Below are 19,173 nucleotides of genomic sequence, written 5' to 3' on the forward strand. Positions count from 1 at the left end.
ACGCCGGCCCCGCGCCCACGCCGGTTTCGACGACACACACGGACATTTCCCCATTCGGAGGACGTCATGATTGGAGCAAAACACCTGGTTCGCGGGGGACTGGCCCTGTGCCTCTGCGGCGCGCTGGCCCCTCTTCGCGCCCAGGAGACCGGTTTCTCCAAGAGCTTCAAGTTCCGGTTCGGCATCGCCGGAAAGCAGCAGGACCACCTGCGGGCCCCCTACAGCGGCCTGGGCTTCAACGTGGGCTACGGCGTCGGCCCCGGCACCGTGGGCCTGGAGATCGGATACATCTACAAGACCGGCGACGACTACTTCACCGTCCCGGACGATTCCAGGCTGGACCCGGCCCTGCTGCCCATGAATCCCGCCAAGGCGGTGGAATCCAAGCGCAACGAATTCGCCGGGCTCACGTTCCGGGCTTCGTACAGCCAGGCCCTCAACACCGCCTGGCGCTGGCAGGCGGGGCTCCAGTTCGGCGGCAGCTTCAAGCACCAGTACGTGGGTGACGCCCAGAGCGCCCCCTGGGACGTGGCGTCGGGCGACAAGGCCTGGCGCGATTTCTACCTGGGCTCCACCCGGAAGGCGAAGTACGTGCCCTCCCCCTACGCGGGCCTGGTGTGGAAGGCCGACAAGGACTCCAGCGTCGAGTTCAACGTGGTGCTGCTCAGCTACTCGGCCATGGAATACCACCACTACGCGGGTTCGGCCTCCGCCTACGACTCCGGCGCGCCGGGGCGCCGCTCCAACCCCGGCGCCGCGTGGCCCATGGACGCGCTCACCAGCCGGAACCGGATGGTGCCCCATGCCGAAGTCGCCTATGTGTTCCATTTCTAGGCCCAACAGAGAATCGCGGAGACTCAGATGACCATGCGCAATTTGCTGTTTCGCTCCAGCGTCGCGGTGATGCTCACCGGGGGCGCGGGCCTGATGGCCCAGACCACCACCGGCGCCCTCAGCGGCGTGCTCACGGACGAGGCCGGCCAGCCCCTCCGGGGCGCCCGGGTCGCCCTGGAAAGCCCGGCCCTGTTCCAGACCAAGGTCTTCACCACGGACGCCAAGGGCGAGTACCACGCCCTCCTCCTGCCCGTGGGCAACTACACCATCAAGGTGAGCGCGGCCGGCATGATCGGGCGCACGGCCAAGAACGTCCGGGTGGGCCTGGGCTCCAACCAGACCCTGAATTTCGCCCTCAAGGCCGTGCAGGCCGCCTCGGCCACCGTGGAGGTGGTGGGCACCTCCGCCGCCGCCGAGGCCAAGACCAGCGACAAGATCTCGGTGAACTACTCCGCCGACCAGCTGCTGAAGATGCCCGTGTCCATGCAGGGCTTCGACGCCATCACCAACATCGCCCCGGGCATCTCCGGCTACGGCAAGGAAGCCCGGGTGCGCGGTTCCGACATGAACCAGATCCTCTACAGCATCGACGGCATCAACGTCAAGGACGACACGGGCACCTATTCCTCCCTCTACGCGCCCCTGCCGGACAGCATCGAGGACGTGCAGGTGGTGACCTCGGGCCTGAACGCCCGCAACGGGCTCGTGAGCGGCGGCCAGGTGAACATCGTCACGAAGACCGGGTCCAACGCTTTCGAGGGCACCATCCGGGCCAACATGAGCCGGGCCTCCATGGCTGCGGATTTCCCCCTCACCAACGCCAACAATAACTCCAACCTCCTGCGGGAGGACCTGACCCACACCACCGATTTCACCTTCAGCGGCCCCATCATCAAGGACCGGCTGTGGTTCACCCTCGGCACCCGGGTCACCCCCAGCCAGGCCACCTCGGGCCTGCTGGGCTACACCGTGGTGGGCGTCAAGGCCGGCCAGCCCAACATCCCCTGGGGCCAGGTGCAGAGCCTGCTGCGGCCCATGGCCACCTACGGCCTCAACAAGAACGTGGACGACGTCATCAACACCGGCCCCGGCGGCAACTACGGCAACACCGCCGAGGACGCGGGAACCAAGCTCAGCTCCTCCATCAAGTTCCAGAAGTTCGAAGGCAAGCTCACCGGCCTGGTCTCGGCGAACCATTCCCTCAGCGCCACCTTCCTGGAGGAGAAGACCACCCAGGGCGGGGTCCAGGGCCAGCGCAACACGGACCCCTGGGAGGGGAACATCCTGCGGGGCATCGGCGACATGGTCACCGAGACCCGGGCCTGGACCCTGGGCTGGAACGGCATGCTGGCCTCCAACTGGTCGGTGGAGGCCCGCACCACCTACGCCGCCAATACGTTCAACGACGTGAAGAACCCCAACCCGGGCGTTTCGGTGTCGGGCTACTTCGCCAGCCCCGACCCGGCCATGCTCCTGCGGGGCGAGAGCGGGCCCCACTCCTGGCTGGGCAGCCCCGACAGCTACGACTACGGCCCGCTGCTCACCAACATGTCCACCTACGACGTGAGCCCCCTGAAGAAGGGCAACAGCACCTGGTCCCTCAACGTCAAGACCCTCCAGAGCTTCCTGGGCAGCCACGACATCGACCTGGGCGCCGAGAGCGTGGCCAGCCTCTACAATTTCGGGCGGTCCAAGTACGGCAACCGGGGCGTGTTCACGGGCGGCTGGTACCGGGATTCCGTCACGGGCAAGTACCTCTACCCCACCTTCCACCGGGGCGAGGCGGGCTCGGACCCCACCGAGATCCTCCAGATGGGCCCCGGCGAGAACCCGGTGGCCAACGGCTGGAACGCCTGGGCCAACATGCCCAACGGCCTTGGAACCCAGGCCCCCTTCCTCCACTGGGAGGCCATCCGCGGCCCCAGCGCCCACATGGAGAAGTTCTACGACAATCCCGGCGATTCCAAGAACCGGACCACCTCCGTCTACGTCAACGACAACTGGACCGTCAACAACTTCCTGAACGTCATGGTGGGCGCGCGCTACAACAAGCTCACCATGCAGGACCAGGGGGGCAACAGGCTCGACGACATGAACGTGTTCGAGCCCCGCCTCCTGGTGAAGTTCAACCCCGACGGCGGCAACCGGGAGGTGTGGTCCTTCTCGGCCGCCAAGCTGGCCTCGGCCTATTCGGACGCGGTGGCCAACAACTTCCGCGGCAACGCCTGGGAGGTGCGCACCGTCCACCTGTGGAACGGGGCGAACCTGGACGGGGGCCAGCCCGGCTTCGACACCAGCGCCGCCTTCGGCGACGCGCCCACGGGCCTCCACAACGGCTACACGTACACCGGCCAGAACATGAACGGCGTGCGGTTCGTGGACTACGACACCCTGATCGACCCCAAGAACTACGGCCCCGCCTACGACATGCTGGACGCGCGCCAGACCTACATCGCCAAGGGCCTGCGCGCCCCCTACGCCTACGAGTTCAGCGTGGGCTACCAGCGCAACTACGAGACCGGCTACTTCAAGGCCAACGCCATCCGCCGGGTCTACAAGGACAGCATCGTCAGCTCCATCCACGACTACGGCATGGATTCCATGGTCCACATGGTCAGCCCGGACCCCAACGACCCCCTGCGCATGTGGAAGCAGAAGACCTCCTGGCTCAATTCCAAGTTCGACCGGATCTACTCGGGCCTGGAGATCGCCTTCCAGAAGCAGCTCAGCTCCCGCTGGAGCCTCATCGGGTCCTACACCTACGACCAGTCCACGGGCACCAACGACCTGGACTACTACAACTACAAGACCCTGCGCGAGAAGCTCCTCAGCCCCGAGCAGCAGGAGCGGGCCGTGGGCAAGGGCCTCCTGAGCCGCAACCAGATCGCCCACGTGTTCCTCACCTACACCCACCCCGTGGGCAAGGGCAACGTCTCCTTCTCCCTCAAGGGCGACACCTGGACGGGCGGCGTCATCCAGGCCCAGGGCTGGACCGACTACCGGTCCCTGGCGGGCTTTTCCGCCCTGCAGCTGCCCGGGGGCATCAACGGCGAGCGGGTCATCGACGTGGACCAGCGCACCTCCAACTGGCAGACCTACTTCCCCACCTACTACGGGGACATGGGCGCATTCAAGACCGGCGTGGACTACTACCAGGTGGGGGCCAAGGTACAGTGGGACATCCCCCTGGGCCTGGGCAAGGTGCGCCTCATCGGCTTCGTGTCAATCGACAACATCTTCAACCACTTCGTCATGACCAACGTGTACGGCTACTTCACGGGGGATTCCCCCAGCTCCACCGTCAACGTGGCCCCCGGGAGCCCCATGGCGCTGTTCAATGGCAACCGCTTCTACGGCCAGACCCCGGGCGACGCGGGCGCCAAGTACGGCGACTACAACCAGGGCTACGGCGGCCGGAAGGTGGGCGATTTCAGCATCGGGCTCAAGTTCTAGGCGACCAACGACATGGAGAATGCCATGAAACACCTCCGCAGCATCCTGATGGGCCTCCTGGCGCTTCCCCTGGCCGCCGGCAACCCCGGCTTTTCCGCCGGTGGCGGCGTGATCCTGGGCCTGGACAGCTACAAGAAGGCCGTGAACAGCACCACCGGCTTCATGATCAACGCCGGATGGGAGACCACCCTGGCCAAGACCGACGTGCCCGTGCGCGTCGCCCTGAACCTGGGCACCATGCCCGGCAAGGCCCTGAACGGCCTCAAGACCTCCCTGACCCTGGCCCAGCTCTCCGGGGACCTGCTCCTGGACACGGGCGTGCCCCGGCTCCGGGGGGTCTTCGGGCTTTCCCTGAACAGCTACAAGGCCTCCTTCAGCGGGGACGAGAGCCCGGCCATCTTCGACGCCGAGCACCACTTCCCCTTCCACGACTGCAAGGGGCTCAAGGGGGGCCTCCGGGCGGGGCTGGAGTACGCCCTCACGTCCCGGGTCACGGTGGAGGCCCTGCTCCAGGCCACGGAACTGGCCGGACGCCAGCGCAACGACGCCCTGATCCGCCAGGGGGCCATCAATCCCGCATGGCTTCAGCTCGGCGCCCGCTATCAGTTCTGAACCCGGAGCCTCCGTGACCACGACCCCCATGAACGAGGAAGCCGGCCGGCTCGGATTCGCCGAGAAGGCCGGCTACGCCCTCGGCGACGCCGCCTCCAACTTCTACTGGAAGACCTTCGAGTTCTTCATCATCTTCTTCTACACCGACATCTTCGGCATCTCCGCGGGGACCGTCGGCACCATGATGCTGGTGACCCGGGTGGTGGACGCCGTGGCGGACCCCGTCATGGGCACCCTCGCGGACCGCACCCGCACCCGGTGGGGGCACTTCCGCCCCTACCTGGTGTGGTTCGGCCTGCCCTTGGCGGCCGCGGGCGTCCTCACCTTCACCACGCCCGCCCTGGGCCAGGGCGCCAAGGTGGTGTACGCCTACGTCACCTACTGCCTCCTCATGCTGCTCTACACGGCCGTGAACATCCCCTACAGCGCGCTCATGGGGGTCATGACGCCCAACAGCAAGGAGCGCACGTCCCTGGCCTCCTTCCGGTTCGTGGGGGCATTCTCGGTGGCGGTGCTGGTGCAGTACTGCACCCCCAGCCTGGCCCAGTGGTTCGGCATGGCGCCCGCCCTGCGGGCCCAGCACAGCCTGCTGGCCCACCCCGGGGCGTGGATCCGGTGGTTCCTCTCCAAGGACTTCCTGGCCCTGCCTTCGGACCTGGCCCGGGGCTGGCAGCTGACCATGGGCCTCTACGGCCTGATCGCGGTGGCCCTCTTCGCCCTGTGCTTCCTGGCCACCCGGGAGCGGGTGGCGCCCCCCGCGGGGCAGGATCCCGATCTCCGGGGCGATTTCAGGGCCCTCATGGGCAGCCGGGCCTTCGTGGTGATGATCGTGGTGGCCGTGGCCATGATCAGCGCGTTCGTCCTCAAGGGGTCGGTGTCGGCCTACTACTTCAAGTACTACGTGCACCGCAACGACCTGCTGGGCCCCTTCCTGGTGAGCAACGCCCTGGCCTTCCTGGCCGCGGTGATGCTGGCCCCGCCCGTGGCCCGGAGGTTCGACAAGAAGGTGATCTTCATGGCGGCCATCGGCGTGGGCGGCGCGATCATCCTGGGCTTCTGGTTCGCCGGGCCCGGGGACATCGCCTGGATCTTCGCCCTGCAGATCCTCTCCAGCTTCGTGATCGGGTTCAATTCGCCCCTGCTCTGGGCCATGTTCGCCGACACCGCCGACGACGCCGAATGGCGCTCGGGGCGGCGCAACACCGGGCTGGTCTTCGCCTCGGCCATCTTCGGCACCAAGATCGGCCTGGCCGTGGGGGCCTGGATCACGGGCATCCTCCTCACCTGGTTCGGCTACGTGGCCAACGTGGACCAGACCGCGCGCTCCCTGGTGGGCATCCGGCTCTCCATGAGCCTCTTCCCCGGGGCGCTGCTCATCCTCTCCGCCCTGCTCATGAAACTCTATCCCCTCGACGACCGCATGATGGTGCGGATCGAGAAGGACCTCAAGGACCGCAAGTCCCAAGCCTGAGATGCGAATGCGTACTATCCTCTCCTTGTGCCTCGCCCTTTCCGTATCCCTGGGCGCGGGCGAACCCGATCTTGCCCGGCAGGCCTTCTGGGGCGACGCCGTGTGCTATTCCGGATACCGGGAAGGGCAGGACCCCGACAAGGGCCTCTACCCAACCCCCGCCCAGGTGATGGAGGATCTGCGCATCCTCGACCGCAAATGGAAGGTCATCCGCCTCTACGGCTCGGACCGCCACGCCGCGGACGTGCTGGAGGCCATCCGGGCCGGAAAGCTGGGGCTGCGGGTCATGCTGGGCATGTGGCTCAGCGGAAAGCCCGGCAAGGCTCCGGAGAACGAGCGCCAGGTGGCCGAGGGCATCCGCCTGGCCCGGGCCTACCCGGACGTGGTGGTGGCCGTGAGCGTGGGCAACGAGGCCCTGGTGGAATGGTCGGACCACAGGCTCACCGAGCCCGAGGTCATCGCCTTCGTGGACCGCGTGAAGGGCGCCGTGGCCTGCCGGGTCACCGTGGCCGACGATTTCCTGTACTGGATCAGGCCCGGGAACCGCCTGGCGGAGCACCTGGACTTCATCACCCTGCACAGCTATCCCATGTGGGGCAACCAGGACATCGACGAGGCCTTCGCCACCACCCTGGACAAGTTCGCCCAGGTGCGCCGGGCCTACCCGGGCAAGACCATCGTCTTCGGGGAGGTGGGCTGGGCCACCTTCACCCAGGGCCCCAAGCACGCCCCCCGGGCGGGAAGCGAGGCCAAGCAGAAGCGCTACTTCGAGGAGATGAGCGCCTGGGCCCGGTCCCTGGGGGTGACGACGTTCATCTTCGAGGCCTTCGACGAGCCCTGGAAGGGCACGGGGACGGAAGGCCACTGGGGGCTCTTCTCCGTGGGCCGCAAGGCCAAGCCGGCCGTGCTGGGCTGGTTCCCGGAGCTGCGCCCGGAGGGGCCCACCTCCCCCGCCTACGGGGACCGCCCATGACCGCCACCTGCGTTTCCCGCATCCCCCTGGTCCCCGCGGCCCCCGACGTGGACGGCGGCATCGTGGACTTCGACGGAGAGCGCTGGTTCCGGGTCTCGGGCCTGGACGGCATGCCGCCCTTCTTCATGAGCGTGGTGAGCGACTCCGACCACTGGCTGTTCCTCTCCAGCAACGGCGCGCTCACCGCGGGCCGGCGGGACCCGGACCACGCCCTCTTCCCCTACCACGCCGACGACCGCATCCACGACAGCCTGGAGCACACCGGCGGCAAGACCCTGGTGCGGGTGGCCCGGGAGGGCGGCGCCTGCCTCTGGGAGCCCTTCTCGGACCGCTACCAGGGCCTGTACCGCATCCGGCGGGATCTCCTCAAGAGCGTCCGCGGCAACAAGATCGTCTTCGAGGAGCGCAACGAGGACCTGGGCCTGGCCTTCCGGGTGGCCTGGATGACCAGCCACCGCTTCGGCTTCGTGCGCCGCAGCGAGCTGGTGAACCTCGGGTCCGGCCGGGTGGAGGCGGAGGTGCTGGACGGCCTCCAGAACGTCCTGCCCGCGGGCCTGGGCTGGCGCTTCCAGCTGGAGTTCAGCACCCTGTGCGACGGGTACAAGCGCACCGAGCTGCTCGCGGACACGGGCCTGGCCCTCTTCCGCCTCAGTTCCATCCCCGCCGACCGCCCCGAGCCCAGCGAGGCCCTGCGGGTGAACACGGCCTGGTCCCTGGGCCTGGATTCGCCGGGCCATCTCCTCTCCTCCCCGGGCATCGCCGCCTTCCGCCGGGGCGAGGCCCCGGCGGAGGAGACCGACGTGCGCGGGCGGCGCGGCGCCTACCTCGTGAACGGGGCCCTGGCCCTGGAACCGGGGGCTTCCCGGGAGTGGTTCGTGGTGGCCGACGTGGCCCTGGACGCCGTGGCGGTGGTCGCCCTGCGGACGCGGCTGGCCGGGGGCGGGGACCTGCGCGCCGAGCTCCTGGAGGACATCGAACGGGGCACCCGGGGCCTCCTGGAGAGGGTGGCCGGGGCCGACGGCCTCCAGGCCGGCGAGGACGAGCGCAGCGCGAGCCGCCACTTCTCCAACACCCTCTTCAACATCATGAGGGGCGGCATGCCCGGCCTGGGCACCCGCATCCCCCGGGACGATTTCCGGCTCTTCGTGTCCCGGTCCAACCGGGACCTGGCCGCGCGCCACGGGGCCCTCCTGGCGGCGCTGGAGGAGGCCCCCTCCCGCGGGGCCTTCACGGCGGCCCTGGCCGCCACCGGCGATCCCGACCTGGAGCGCCTGGGGCGGGAGTACCTCCCCCTCACCTTCAGCCGGCGCCACGGCGACCCCAGCCGGCCCTGGAACATCTTCTCCATCCAGGTGCGGGAGCCCGGCGGCGCCCAGATCTACAACTACCAGGGCAACTGGCGGGACATCTTCCAGAACTGGGAGGCCCTGGGCTTCAGCTACCCCACCTTCCTGGAGGCCATGATCGCCAAGTTCCTGGGGGGGTCCACCGCGGACGGGCACAACCCCTACCGGGTGCTCCGGGAGGGCTTCGAGTGGGAGACCCTGGATCCCCACGATCCCTGGTCCTTCATCGGCTACTGGGGGGATCACCAGGTGGTGTACCTGCTGCGGCTCATGGAGGCCTCCGAACGGACCTACCCCGGCGCCCTGGCGCCGCTCCTGGACCGGCGGATCTTCGGGTACGCGGACGTGCCCTACCGCATCAAGCCCTTCGACGAGCTCCTGGCGGATCCCCACCGGACCATCGAATTCGACGCCGAGGCCCATCACCGCATCCTGGCCCGGGCCGAGGCCCTGGGCGCCGACGGCAAGCTGCTCCAGGGGCCCGGCGGGCCCGTGCGGGCGGGGCTGGCCGAGAAGCTCCTGGTGGTGGCCCTGGCCAAGCTCTCCAACTTCATCCCCGGCGCCGGCATCTGGATGAACACCCAGCGGCCCGAATGGAACGACGCCAACAACGCCCTGGTGGGCTACGGCGTCTCCCTGGTGACCCTCTGCCACCTGAGGCGGTTCCTGGCCTTCTGCGACGGCCTCCTGGAACGGGACGCGCCGGTGGCGGAGGAGGTGGCGGCCTGGTTCGGGGGGATCGCCGCGGCCCTGGCCTCGGCCTCCCCGGAGGCGGCCGACACCGTCTCCGGCCGGCGGGCCCTGCTGGAGGCCCTGGGCCGCGCCGGGTCCTCGTACCGGAAGGACCTCTACGCCCGGGGGCGCTCGGGGCGGCTGGCCACGATCCCGGCCTCGGCCCTGCGGGCCTTCTTCGCGGGGGCCCTGGGCCACCTGGACCACGCCATCCGCGCCAACCGCCGGGACGACGGCCTCTACCACGCCTACAACCTCATGGGCCTGGAGGAGGGCGACATCTCCATCCGCCGCCTGCAGCCGATGCTGGAAGGGCAGGTGGCCGCCCTGAGCGCGGGCATCCTCGCCCCCGCCGAGGCCGCGGACCTGCTGGACGCCCTGCGGCGCAGCCCCCTGCGCCGGGAGGACGTGGGCAGCTACCTGCTGTATCCCGACCGGGAGCTGCCCCGGTTCCTGGAGAAGAACCTCCTCCCGGAGGACGCCCCCGCGCGGATCCCGCTGCTGGGCGCCCTGGTGGAGGCCGGGGACACCTCCATCGTGGTGCGGGACGTGCTGGGCAGGCTGCACTTCAACGCCGACTTCCGCAGCCGGAGGCCCCTGGAGGCCGCCCTGGACGCCCTGGGAGGTCCGGCCGAGGCCTGCCGCGGCGAGGTGCTGGCGCTGTACGAGGCCGTCTTCGACCACCGGTCCTTCACGGGGCGCTCCGGCACCTTCTACAAGTACGAGGGCCTGGGCTGCGTCTACTGGCACATGGTGTCCAAGCTCCTGCTGGCCGCGGACGAGGCCCGGCGCGCGACCCCGCCGGAGGACCCCGCCTTCCCCCGGCTCCAGCGCCACTGCCGGGAGATCCGGGAGGGGCTGGGCGTGCACCGGAGCCCCGCGCAGGTGGGCGCCATCCCCATCGACCCCTACTCCCACACCCCGGCCCAGGGCGGCGCCCAGCAGCCCGGCATGACGGGCCAGGTGAAGGAGGACTTCCTCTCCCGTTTCGGGGATCTGGGGGTGCAGGTGGAGGCGGGGCGCATCGCGTTCCATCCCGCGTGGGTCCCCGGTGAGGAGTTCCTGACCCGGCGCGGGGCCTTCACCTACGTTGACCTTGCGGGCCGCACCCGGACCCTGGACCTGGAACCGGGATCCCTGGCCTACACCCTCTGCCAGGTGCCCGTGGTGGCCACACGCTCCGGGGCTCCGTCCCTGCGGGCGCTCCTGACGGACGGGTCCTGCCGGACCTTCCCCGGCCTTTCCCTGGACCTCCCCACCAGCCGGGCCCTCTTCGACCGGACTGGAGAGATCGAGCGCATCGAAGTGGTGCTGGGCTCCTAGTGTAGGGCGCCAGAAATACCTGTAACGCCATTGAACGATATCTTCGCCAAGGTGACCCGCGCACTTCGTCAACACCCCACCTTCTCTGGATCGGTACGTGGGGGTGGGGCGAATTGTTGCGGGTTTTTCTGGCGGCCTACACTCGCTTCCGCCCGGGGGCGGTCTCGTGGTTGAATCGTAGCCATGCGTCCCAATGCCCAGCGACCGCGCCGGGTCCTCGTCATCGAGGACGAGGCCGCGCTGGGGTCGCTGGTCAAGGCCAACCTGGAATCCGAAGGCTTCCACGCGGCCCTGGAGGGCGACGGCGAGGCGGGCCTCGCCGCCCACGCCCGGGAGGCGGCGGACCTCATCGTCCTGGACCTGTCCTTGCCCGGCATGGACGGCCTGGAGGTCCTGAGGACCCTGCGCCGGCGCCAGGACAAGGTGCCCGTGCTCATCCTCACCGCGCGTTCGGGGAGCGACGACCGCATCCAGGGCCTCTCCTACGGCGCCGACGACTACCTGGCCAAGCCCTTCGCCATGCTGGAGCTCACGGCCCGCATCCGGGCCATTCTCCGGCGGGCCGCGCCCGAGGAGGAGGGGCGGCGCATGGCCCGCAGCGGGCCCTACCGCATCGACTACCTCCACCTGTCCGTGCACCGGGGCCGCACCGATACGCTGCTGAGCCTGCGGGAATTCCGGCTGCTGGAGGTGCTGCTGGCCCACCCGGGGCGGGTCCACGGCCGCCAGGACCTGGTGAACCTGGCCTGGGAGGCCGACGCCCACCCCACCCTGCGCACCGTGGACAAGCACATCAACGCCCTGCGCAAGAAGCTGGGGGACTCGGACGAGAATCCCGCGATCCAGACCCTGGAACGGGAAGGCTACCGTTGGACCCTCCCCGTGAAATGGTGAGTCCCTCCCGGGACGAGGATGCGGCCTCCTGGTTCATCCGGATGTGGCGCGTGCGCACAAATCGTTGTATTTGAATATTTGAAGGCATTTTTTCGATTCTTAAAAGTTCACAATCAATTCTCTTGATTTCTTCTTGATGGAGGTGTAGCCCACCCCTGACCATGGATACCAACCAAGGGAAAACCAACCCAACCCGATCCCCAGGAGGAATCCCATGATCAGACCCGGCCATCCGTCGGGGCCAGGAAGGCTCTGCGCCCTCATCGTCGCGTCGTCCACCCTGCTGTTCAGCCAGAGCGCCTCCGTGGGCAACATCACGGGCCTGGTCACCGGACCCGGCGGCAAGCCCCTGGCGGGCGCGCTGGTCCAGGTGGACACCGGCCGCGGCGTGCGGGAGTTCCGCTCCGGCGCGGACGGCAAGTTCCTGGTGCCCCAGCTGCTTCCCGGCACCGTGAAGGTGCACGCGACCGCCAAGGGCATGACCTCCTTCCGGACCCAGATCACCGTGGTGGCCAACCAGAACGTCGTCCTCACCGTGCCCCTGGCCCAGGTGGCGGAGGCCTTCGTGGAAGTGGTGGCCGTGCAGAACCCGGAAGTGGGGGTGGACCCCGGCGTGGCCGTGACGGGCAGGAATTTCGACGCGGAGGCCATCGCCAACCTGCCGAACATCGGTTCCGGCGTCTACAGCGCCGCCCTCAAGACCCTCCCCGGGACGCCCTCGGGCGGCTACAACTTCCATGGTTCCGAGGACGGCGGCAACGGCTACGCCATCAACGGCGTGGAATCGCGGTCCGCCAGCGGCGGCACCCAGCTGGTGCCCCTGAACCCGGATCTCATCGAGCAGTTCAATGTGCTTTCCGCCGGCGTATCCGCGAAGTACGGCCGGTTCGTGGGCGGGGTGGTGAACACCGTCACCAAGAGCGGCACCAACACCTTCCAGGGGTCCATGCGCCACGACCTCACCAGCGATTCCTGGAACGCGCTGCCCCGCCAGTCCGCCTACACCACCAGCAAGAGGGTGCCCCGCCGGGTCACGGACGTGCAGTCGTACACCTTCCTGGGGCCCGTCATCAAGGACAAGCTGTTCTTCGCGGTGGGCTACAACACCACCACCCCGAGCGTCACCAGCGTGCTCACGGGATCGGTGGGCAGCGGCCTCTTCGCGCCCTACACCTTCTCCACCACCAGCGGCAGCGAGCTCAAGGACATCCGCCTGGACTGGCAGGTCAATGCCGAGAACAAGGTTTCCGGATCCTGGAGCCGCTACCTTTCCACCCGGTCCGGCTCCACCAGCGGCCGGGGCATCTCCACCCTCGCGGCGGGGAACGGCCCGTCGCGCACCGAGAAGAGCTACAAGGCCGTGAGCTGGACCAGCACCCTGACCAGCACCCTGCTCCTGGACGTCATCGCCAGCGAGACCCTCGTCAAGAGCGGCGGCCCCGGCACGGGCTCCCAGGGCGGCGCGGGGGTGGTGACCTGGAAGGATCTCAAGAACCCCGGCAACGGAGACCTCTACGACAACGGCATCAACGCCGGGAATCTCAGCCAGGAGAAGATCCGGACCCTGGGCGTCAACCTGGCCTGGAACGGCGCGGGGCACTCCCTGGAGGGCGGCGTGCAGTACTACAACAGCCGCATCGACTCCATGGGCAGCTATTCCGGTTCCGACGGCGGCTACGCCGCCATGACCCCCTCCCACGCCCTGCTCCAGTTCTACGGCTGGAACGTGGCGGCCCCGCCCTCCATGGACCGCGCCTACCGCAACCTCGCCGTCAACGACTCCACGCGCACCAGGCTGGTGATGTTCGACCCCCTCCAGGGCGGCGCCGACACGCGGATCCTCGGACTCTTCGCCAACGACGTGTGGACCCTGGACAACCACTGGACCGTCAACCTGGGCCTGCGCTACGACCGCAACCAGGTGGACCTGGATCCCGAGGGGGACCGCTTCACCGCCACGTCCCTGACGCCGCGCCTCTCGGCCTCCTACGACCTCCAGGGCAACACCCGGCACGTCTTCGGCCTGAGCCTGGCGGAATACGCCGGCCAGTACAACGTCAGCACCTTCTCGGCCACCAGCGTCTCCAACACGGTCCCCGTGCGCCTCTACAAGTACTACGGCTCCGGCAGCGGCAGCGACGCCCTGAACGCGGACGGTTCCATCAACTGGAACGTGTGGGGCAAGTCGGCCACCGCCCTGGGCGTGGCCAACCCCTACCAGGCCACCCCCAATCCCCTCACCAGCCGTTCGGTGACGGCCGATCCGAACATCAAGCCGCCCCGGTCCCGGGAGGCCACGCTCTCCTACCGCTACACCGACTCCCTCCAGTCCCTTTCCGCCACCTTGATCCACAAGCTGCAGGACAACTACGTCGGCCTGAAGTACCTGGGCGCGGCCGGAACCGCGGCGGGCGCGGCCAACAAGCAGTACTTCACGGACTCGGGCATGGAAACCCGCTACGAGGCCCTGGAGATCCAGTACAAGCGCGAGATCGGGTCCGGGTTCCGGGCCGGGGGCAACCTCAGCTGGTCGTACACGCGGGCCAACGCGGGGCAGGGGGTGGGCACCAGCTCCCGCAACCAGTACGGCGATTTCATCGCCAACGACCTGGTGGATCCCTTCGGCCCCCAATCCGGGCAGTGGTCCTCCTCCTCCACGCCGGTCACGCTGCACCTGGACGCCACCTACTCCCGCTCCTTCGGCAAGGCCGGGAAGCTGGACGTGTCCATGCTCGGCAACTACTGGTCCAAGAGCTTCCGGGGCTACCGCAGCTATTCGGGCCCCACCACCGCTGAAATCCAGGGCTACGGCTACCCCGACAGCGTCACCCGCGCCTACGCGGATTCCCCCACCTGGTGGCCGGAGCAGTTCAGCTTCGATCTGCACGTGGGATACGAGATCGAGCTCTACCGGAAGATCACCTTCTTCACGGCCCTGGACGTGCTGAACGTCTTCAACCACATGCAGCCCATGTACGTGAACTACAGCACGGCGCTCACCGACGGCACCCGGACCTTCGCGCCCTACGATCCGTCCATCGCCACCGCCTTTCCGGACTGGTATTCCAATCCCAGGCTCCGGCCCGTCGCCTACAACGCGCCGAACCCGAACAAGAATCCCTCCATCCTCGCGGATGGGGAGACCGGCGACTACACCGCCCCCCGCAAGATCCAGATCCGCGCAGGGTTCCGCTTCTAGCCCTTCCATCCCCATCGGCCTGCCCGGAACCCCGGGCAGGCCCCTTTTCGCGAGTCGATTCATGTCCTATCGGATTTCCACAGCCCTCCTCCTACCGGCGATGCTCGTCGCCCAGGCCCCGGCGGAGGACACCTCGGCGCTGGTCGCCACGTACACCGCCGTCGTCAAGAACTACGCCGCCCACCTCAAGGAGGGCAAGGCCGCCAAGACCCGCCTTCCCATGGACGCCACGCCCGAAGGCCTTTCGGTGCTCATCGCCCACGAGACCCGCCCCGGGGTGCGCCAGCTCCTGCTCCAGGCCCGCTACTTCATGCTCCGGTCCCAGGCGGCGGAGTCCGGCAAGCTGCCCGACAACCTGGCCAACTTCCAGTTCACCCTTACCACCAGCTCCATGCTCGAACTGGCCGGTCAGATGACGCCCGATTCCCCCGCCCTGGACCTGGTGGCGGCGGTGGATCCCGAATTCCTGGGCTGGATCGCCTGGCATGCCAGCGGGGGCGGGTACGTCAAGCAGACCGAGGCCCAGGCCGCCACCAAGGCCTTCGCCTTCTTCGACCAGGTCTTCGAGAAGCACCCCAGCCGCGCCGTGAAGCTCCTGGCGCTGGAGTCCTCCATCGAGCTGTCCTCCCGGCCCCGCATGATCGCCGAGGTGCGCAAGGGCGTGGCCCGGCTCCAGGCCTTCGAGCCCGCCTCCCCCGCCATCGCCAAATGGAACGCCTGGCTCGTCAAGGCCGAGGTGGAGGACAAGATCGCGCCCAAGGCCGGCAATCCCATGCCCGCCTTCAAGGTCACGGAACTGGGCAAGGGCGGCAAGGTCCTGGGCCCCGCCACCTTCAAGGGCAAGTACTGGATCCTGGATTTCTGGGCCACCTGGTGCGGCCCCTGCAAGGGGGAGCTGCCCTTCGTGCACAAGGCCTACGCCAAGTACCACGACGCGGGCCTGGAGATCCTCAGCGTGTCCAGCGACAAGAAGGTGGGGGACATCGCCGCCTTCCGCAGGAACCCCGCCACGCCCATGCCCTGGCACCACGCCTTTCCCGAGGGCAAGGAGCGGGAGGCCCTCATGAACCTCTTCCAGGTGAGGGGCATCCCCCACGTGATCCTGGTGGGCCCCGACGGGAAGATCATCACCGTCAATGACGGGCTTCGGGGCGAGGACCTGGACCGGACCCTAGGCAAGCTCCTCAAGACCAAGTAGGGTTCCATCCATGCCCTTTGTCCAGATCGCCCGGGCACGTCCCGGCACCCGGCGCCTGCGCGCGGCCCTCCGGATCCTTCCGGGGCCGCGCGGGTCCGTGTGGCCCCTGCTGGTGGCCTGGGCCGTCATTTGTGCGGCCCTGGCGGCACTGCCGGCGTGGTGGCTCTCCGACTGGAAGGATCTGACGCTCGACCGGTGGTTCAGCGCCACCCACACCCAGGCGGCCCGGCTCACCCAGGAATGGGAGCACTGGACGGTCGGCGTGCCCGACTTCACCACCGGCGACGAACCCGCCATGCGCGCCTGGCTGGCCCGGGAGGCCCTGGTCACGGCCCTGGTGGATTCGGACACGGGCCGGGTGTGGCTCCGGGAGGGCGACCGCCTCCGGCCGTCCACGGATCCCGAGGCCACCCGGGAGCCGGCGGACTGGGCCCGCAGGGCCCTGGAACTGGCCCCCGTCTGGACGCCGCGGGGGGCCCGGGCCGTGGCCAGCCGCAGGGGCCTCGTGGCGGACGCCGGCACCTGGTGGCTGGTGGGCGCGGTGGACCCCCTGAACCGGGAGCGCTGCTCCATCGTGGCCTTCCATGGCAAATGGTGCCTCATCAAGGCCTGGGTGCCCGGCAGCCCCGAGGTGGAGCGGTGGCTGCAAGGCACCCTGAAGCCCGGCGCCGCGTACCGGTTCGGAATGGTTTCGGGCTTCAAGAACAGCGGGAACCTGAAGCGGCCGCGCACCTTCTCCAGCTTCCGGCGCGCCTGCAAGGGCGATGGGGAGGACCGGCTGGAGTTCACCTGCCCGGACACGGCCCCTTTCCGGGTGGACAAGGAACTGAGCCAATCCTTCGGGGGCATGTGGTACGCCGTGCTCCAGATGGCCCCGGAAACCTACCGGGCCTTCTGGAAGGCCTACCTCCTGCGCGGCCTGGCGGCCTGGAGCGCCTACGCCCTCCTGGTCCTGTCCAGCGGCCTCGCCGTGGCCCTGGTGATCCTGGGCCGCAACCGGGAGCGCCTCCTCGCGGACCGCCTGGCCTCCCTCACCCACAGCCTCAAGACCCCCCTGGCCGTCCTGAAGCTGCGCTGCGACACGGTCCTCAACCCCGACCTGTCCCGGGACATGCAGGAGGCGCGCCTCCTGGAGATCCGCGGCGAGGTGGACCACCTGGTGCGGTCCATCGAAGGCGGGCTGGAGGAGATGCGCGACCGCTACTCCGAAGGGGTCCAGGACCGGGTGGACGCGGCCTTCTTCGAGCGCATGGACGAGGACCTCACCCCCGCCTTCGAGGCCCAGGGAAGGGTCCTGGAGGTGTACGGCGCCGAGGTGGGCCTCCGCTGCAGCGCCAGCGCCCTGCGGGCCGCCCTGGACACCCTCGTGGAGAACGCCCTGGTCCACGGCCGGGGCCGGGTGGTGGTGAAGGCCTCCCGGGCGGAAGGCGGGGTGCGGGTGGACGTGACGGACGAAGGGGAGGGCATTCCCCCGGCCGTGCTGGAGGGCCTGGGCCGGCGCGCCCCGGCCTGTCCCGCTCCGGGCCCGGGCCGGGGCATGGGCTTGCTGGTGCTGGGCCAGGTGGCCCGGCAGGAGGGATGGGGCCTGGCCTTCGGCAGGGAGGACGCGGGGTTCACGGCGCGGCTGGAGCTTCCCGGCTGAGGCCTGGGCCTGACATTTCCTGACAATCCTCGGACGATACCCCCGGGGCCGAACCGGGTCCAAGGCTCTGTGAACCACGCGGCAGGATTCCCCTTCCGGGAACCCCGCCCGGGAGACCGGAGGACCTACCCATGCGAAACCCGCACAACCTTCTCCTTTCCACCCTCGTCCTGCTGGCCGTAACCGTGCAGCCGGCCCTGGCCGCCTCGCGGACCGTGACCCGGTCCGTCACCGGGCCCAACGGGAGGACCGCGAGCCGTTCCCGCACCGTGACGCGGGATGCCGGAAGCCGAACGGTGACCACCACCGCCACGGGACCCAACGGCACCACGGTGAGCCGGTCCCGGACGATCCGGCGCTAGCATGGGCGGGCATCGGGCGAAGCGCGCGGGGGCCGGGATCGCGCTCCTGCTGGTGGTGGGCCTTTCTGGCTGCCTGCGCGCCGTGCGGCGCGTGGCGGCCCAGGTGTCCACCCCGGACGTGGTGGTCAGCGGCGATCCCGGCCGGGTGCCGGCCGGGGTCCGGGAGGCGCTGGCGGACGCCGTCAGGCGGGGCGCCAAGGGCGTCACGGCCATCGTCATGCGGGACGGGAAGGAACTGTTCCGGCTGGACGTGGGGAAGATCGACCCGGAGGCCCGGTATCCGGTGGCCTCGGCCTCGAAATGGATGACGGCCGCCCTGGTGATGACGGTGGTGGACGAGGGCCGGCTTTCCCTGGACGAGCCCATTGCGAACCACCTTCCGGAGTTCCAGGGCGAGAAGGGCCGCACGACGCTGCGCCATCTGCTGGCCCAGACCTCCGGCCAGGGCAGCCTGAAGGGCCGCGTGGACATCCGGCAGGATCCCCGGCTCACCCTGGCCGAGTCGGCCGCGGAGGTGGCACGGCTGCCCCTGGAGCACCCGCCGGGCGCGGTGTTCGCATACGGCGGGCCCGGCTTCCAGGTGGCGGGCGCGCTGGTGGAGAAGGTGACCGGCCGGCGGTGGGCGGACCTCTTCAGGGAACGGATCGCCGGGCCCCTGGGCATGGAACGCACGTCCTGGGAGCACCCGCCGGGCCGGGTGCCTTCGGGGCAGACCTCCAATCCCCTGCTCCAGGGGGGCGTGACCACCACGGCCGGAGACTACATGCGCTTCCTTTCCATGCTGGCCCAGGGGGGCGTCCACGACGGCCGACGGGTGCTGTCGGCCCAGGCCGTGCGGACCCTGGAGACGGTCCAGACCCTCGGCCTGCCCAAGGACTACCTTCCGCCCGGCATCCCGGCGGAGGCGGACCCGCAGTACGCCTTGGGGAACTGGTGCGAAACCTGGTCCGCGGATGGGCAGGGCGTCCTGGTGTCCAGCCCCGGGGCCCTGGGGACCTACCCCTGGATCGACCGGAAGCGCGGCGTGTGCGGCATCTTCTTCACGAAGCACCGGCTCCCGAAGGTCCGGGACGATTTCCTGAAGGCCAGGGCCGCGATCCTCCGGGCCATTGACGGTTGAGGCCGGCGGGAACC

Annotated in this window: 12 protein-coding genes; all 12 read left to right on the forward strand. The window is 69.1% G+C overall.

Translation table 11 applies throughout. The features are described 5' to 3' along the window. Positions 1-66 precede the first annotated feature (66 nt). The 12 genes from R2J76_RS05355 to R2J76_RS05410 all read left to right on the forward strand — a co-directional run bounded on the left by R2J76_RS05355 (position 67) and on the right by R2J76_RS05410 (position 19,159). The gene (locus tag R2J76_RS05355; protein ID WP_316414775.1) at positions 67-834 is read left to right on the forward strand and encodes a hypothetical protein; all 768 of its coding nucleotides are present in this window, start codon (positions 67-69) and stop codon (positions 832-834) included. A gap of 27 nt (positions 835-861) precedes the next feature. Then, a complete protein-coding gene (locus R2J76_RS05360; RefSeq protein ID WP_316414776.1) occupies positions 862-4,287 on the forward strand; it encodes a TonB-dependent receptor in 3,426 nt (1,141 codons plus the stop codon). 24 nt (positions 4,288-4,311) lie between these two features. After that, on the forward strand, positions 4,312-4,899 hold the full coding sequence (locus R2J76_RS05365; RefSeq protein ID WP_316414777.1) for a hypothetical protein: 588 nt from the start codon (positions 4,312-4,314) through the stop codon (positions 4,897-4,899). Between the two features lie 13 nt (positions 4,900-4,912). Then, positions 4,913-6,370 carry an MFS transporter gene (locus tag R2J76_RS05370; RefSeq protein ID WP_316414778.1) on the forward strand — a complete coding sequence of 486 codons (1,458 nt, stop codon included), beginning with the start codon at positions 4,913-4,915 and terminating at the stop codon, positions 6,368-6,370. A 7-nt stretch (positions 6,371-6,377) separates the two neighbouring features. Further along, entirely contained in the window at positions 6,378-7,343 is a 966-nt protein-coding gene (locus R2J76_RS05375; protein ID WP_316414779.1) for a glycosyl hydrolase family 17 protein, read from the forward strand. Further along, positions 7,340-10,744, forward strand: a complete 3,405-nt coding sequence (locus tag R2J76_RS05380; protein ID WP_316414780.1) for a hypothetical protein — start codon at positions 7,340-7,342, stop codon at positions 10,742-10,744. Before R2J76_RS05375 ends, R2J76_RS05380 begins: the two co-directional genes overlap by 4 nt. A 183-nt stretch (positions 10,745-10,927) precedes the next feature. After that, entirely contained in the window at positions 10,928-11,638 is a 711-nt protein-coding gene (locus tag R2J76_RS05385) for a response regulator transcription factor (protein ID WP_316414781.1), read from the forward strand. A gap of 214 nt (positions 11,639-11,852) precedes the next feature. Next, complete coding sequence (locus R2J76_RS05390) at positions 11,853-14,837, forward strand: TonB-dependent receptor (protein ID WP_316414782.1); 2,985 nt, start codon at positions 11,853-11,855, stop codon at positions 14,835-14,837. A 61-nt stretch (positions 14,838-14,898) separates the two neighbouring features. Beyond that, positions 14,899-16,035, forward strand: coding sequence for a TlpA family protein disulfide reductase (locus tag R2J76_RS05395; RefSeq protein ID WP_316414783.1), 1,137 nt, complete (start codon positions 14,899-14,901; stop codon positions 16,033-16,035). Between the two features lie 10 nt (positions 16,036-16,045). Beyond that, complete coding sequence (locus R2J76_RS05400; RefSeq protein WP_316414784.1) at positions 16,046-17,677, forward strand: sensor histidine kinase; 1,632 nt, start codon at positions 16,046-16,048, stop codon at positions 17,675-17,677. Positions 17,678-17,808: 131 nt separating this feature from the next. After that, on the forward strand, positions 17,809-18,039 hold the full coding sequence (locus R2J76_RS05405) for a hypothetical protein (RefSeq protein ID WP_316414785.1): 231 nt from the start codon (positions 17,809-17,811) through the stop codon (positions 18,037-18,039). A gap of 1 nt (position 18,040) precedes the next feature. Beyond that, positions 18,041-19,159 carry a serine hydrolase domain-containing protein gene (locus R2J76_RS05410; RefSeq protein WP_316414786.1) on the forward strand — a complete coding sequence of 373 codons (1,119 nt, stop codon included), beginning with the start codon at positions 18,041-18,043 and terminating at the stop codon, positions 19,157-19,159. The last annotated feature ends 14 nt before the right edge of the window (positions 19,160-19,173 follow it).

Origin of the sequence: Mesoterricola silvestris, from assembly GCF_030295405.1 — a bacterium.
Taxonomy (GTDB): domain Bacteria; phylum Acidobacteriota; class Holophagae; order Holophagales; family Holophagaceae; genus Mesoterricola; species Mesoterricola silvestris.

Coding starts and splice junctions, on each gene's coding strand:
- R2J76_RS05355 (WP_316414775.1), top strand. CDS start 67: ATGATTGGAGCAAAACACCTGGTTCGCGGGGGACTGGCCCTGTGCCTC.
- R2J76_RS05360 (WP_316414776.1), top strand. CDS start 862: ATGACCATGCGCAATTTGCTGTTTCGCTCCAGCGTCGCGGTGATGCTC.
- R2J76_RS05365 (WP_316414777.1), top strand. CDS start 4,312: ATGAAACACCTCCGCAGCATCCTGATGGGCCTCCTGGCGCTTCCCCTG.
- R2J76_RS05375 (WP_316414779.1), top strand. CDS start 6,378: ATGCGTACTATCCTCTCCTTGTGCCTCGCCCTTTCCGTATCCCTGGGC.
- R2J76_RS05380 (WP_316414780.1), top strand. CDS start 7,340: ATGACCGCCACCTGCGTTTCCCGCATCCCCCTGGTCCCCGCGGCCCCC.
- R2J76_RS05385 (WP_316414781.1), top strand. CDS start 10,928: ATGCGTCCCAATGCCCAGCGACCGCGCCGGGTCCTCGTCATCGAGGAC.
- R2J76_RS05390 (WP_316414782.1), top strand. CDS start 11,853: ATGATCAGACCCGGCCATCCGTCGGGGCCAGGAAGGCTCTGCGCCCTC.
- R2J76_RS05395 (WP_316414783.1), top strand. CDS start 14,899: ATGTCCTATCGGATTTCCACAGCCCTCCTCCTACCGGCGATGCTCGTC.
- R2J76_RS05400 (WP_316414784.1), top strand. CDS start 16,046: ATGCCCTTTGTCCAGATCGCCCGGGCACGTCCCGGCACCCGGCGCCTG.
- R2J76_RS05405 (WP_316414785.1), top strand. CDS start 17,809: ATGCGAAACCCGCACAACCTTCTCCTTTCCACCCTCGTCCTGCTGGCC.
- R2J76_RS05410 (WP_316414786.1), top strand. CDS start 18,041: ATGGGCGGGCATCGGGCGAAGCGCGCGGGGGCCGGGATCGCGCTCCTG.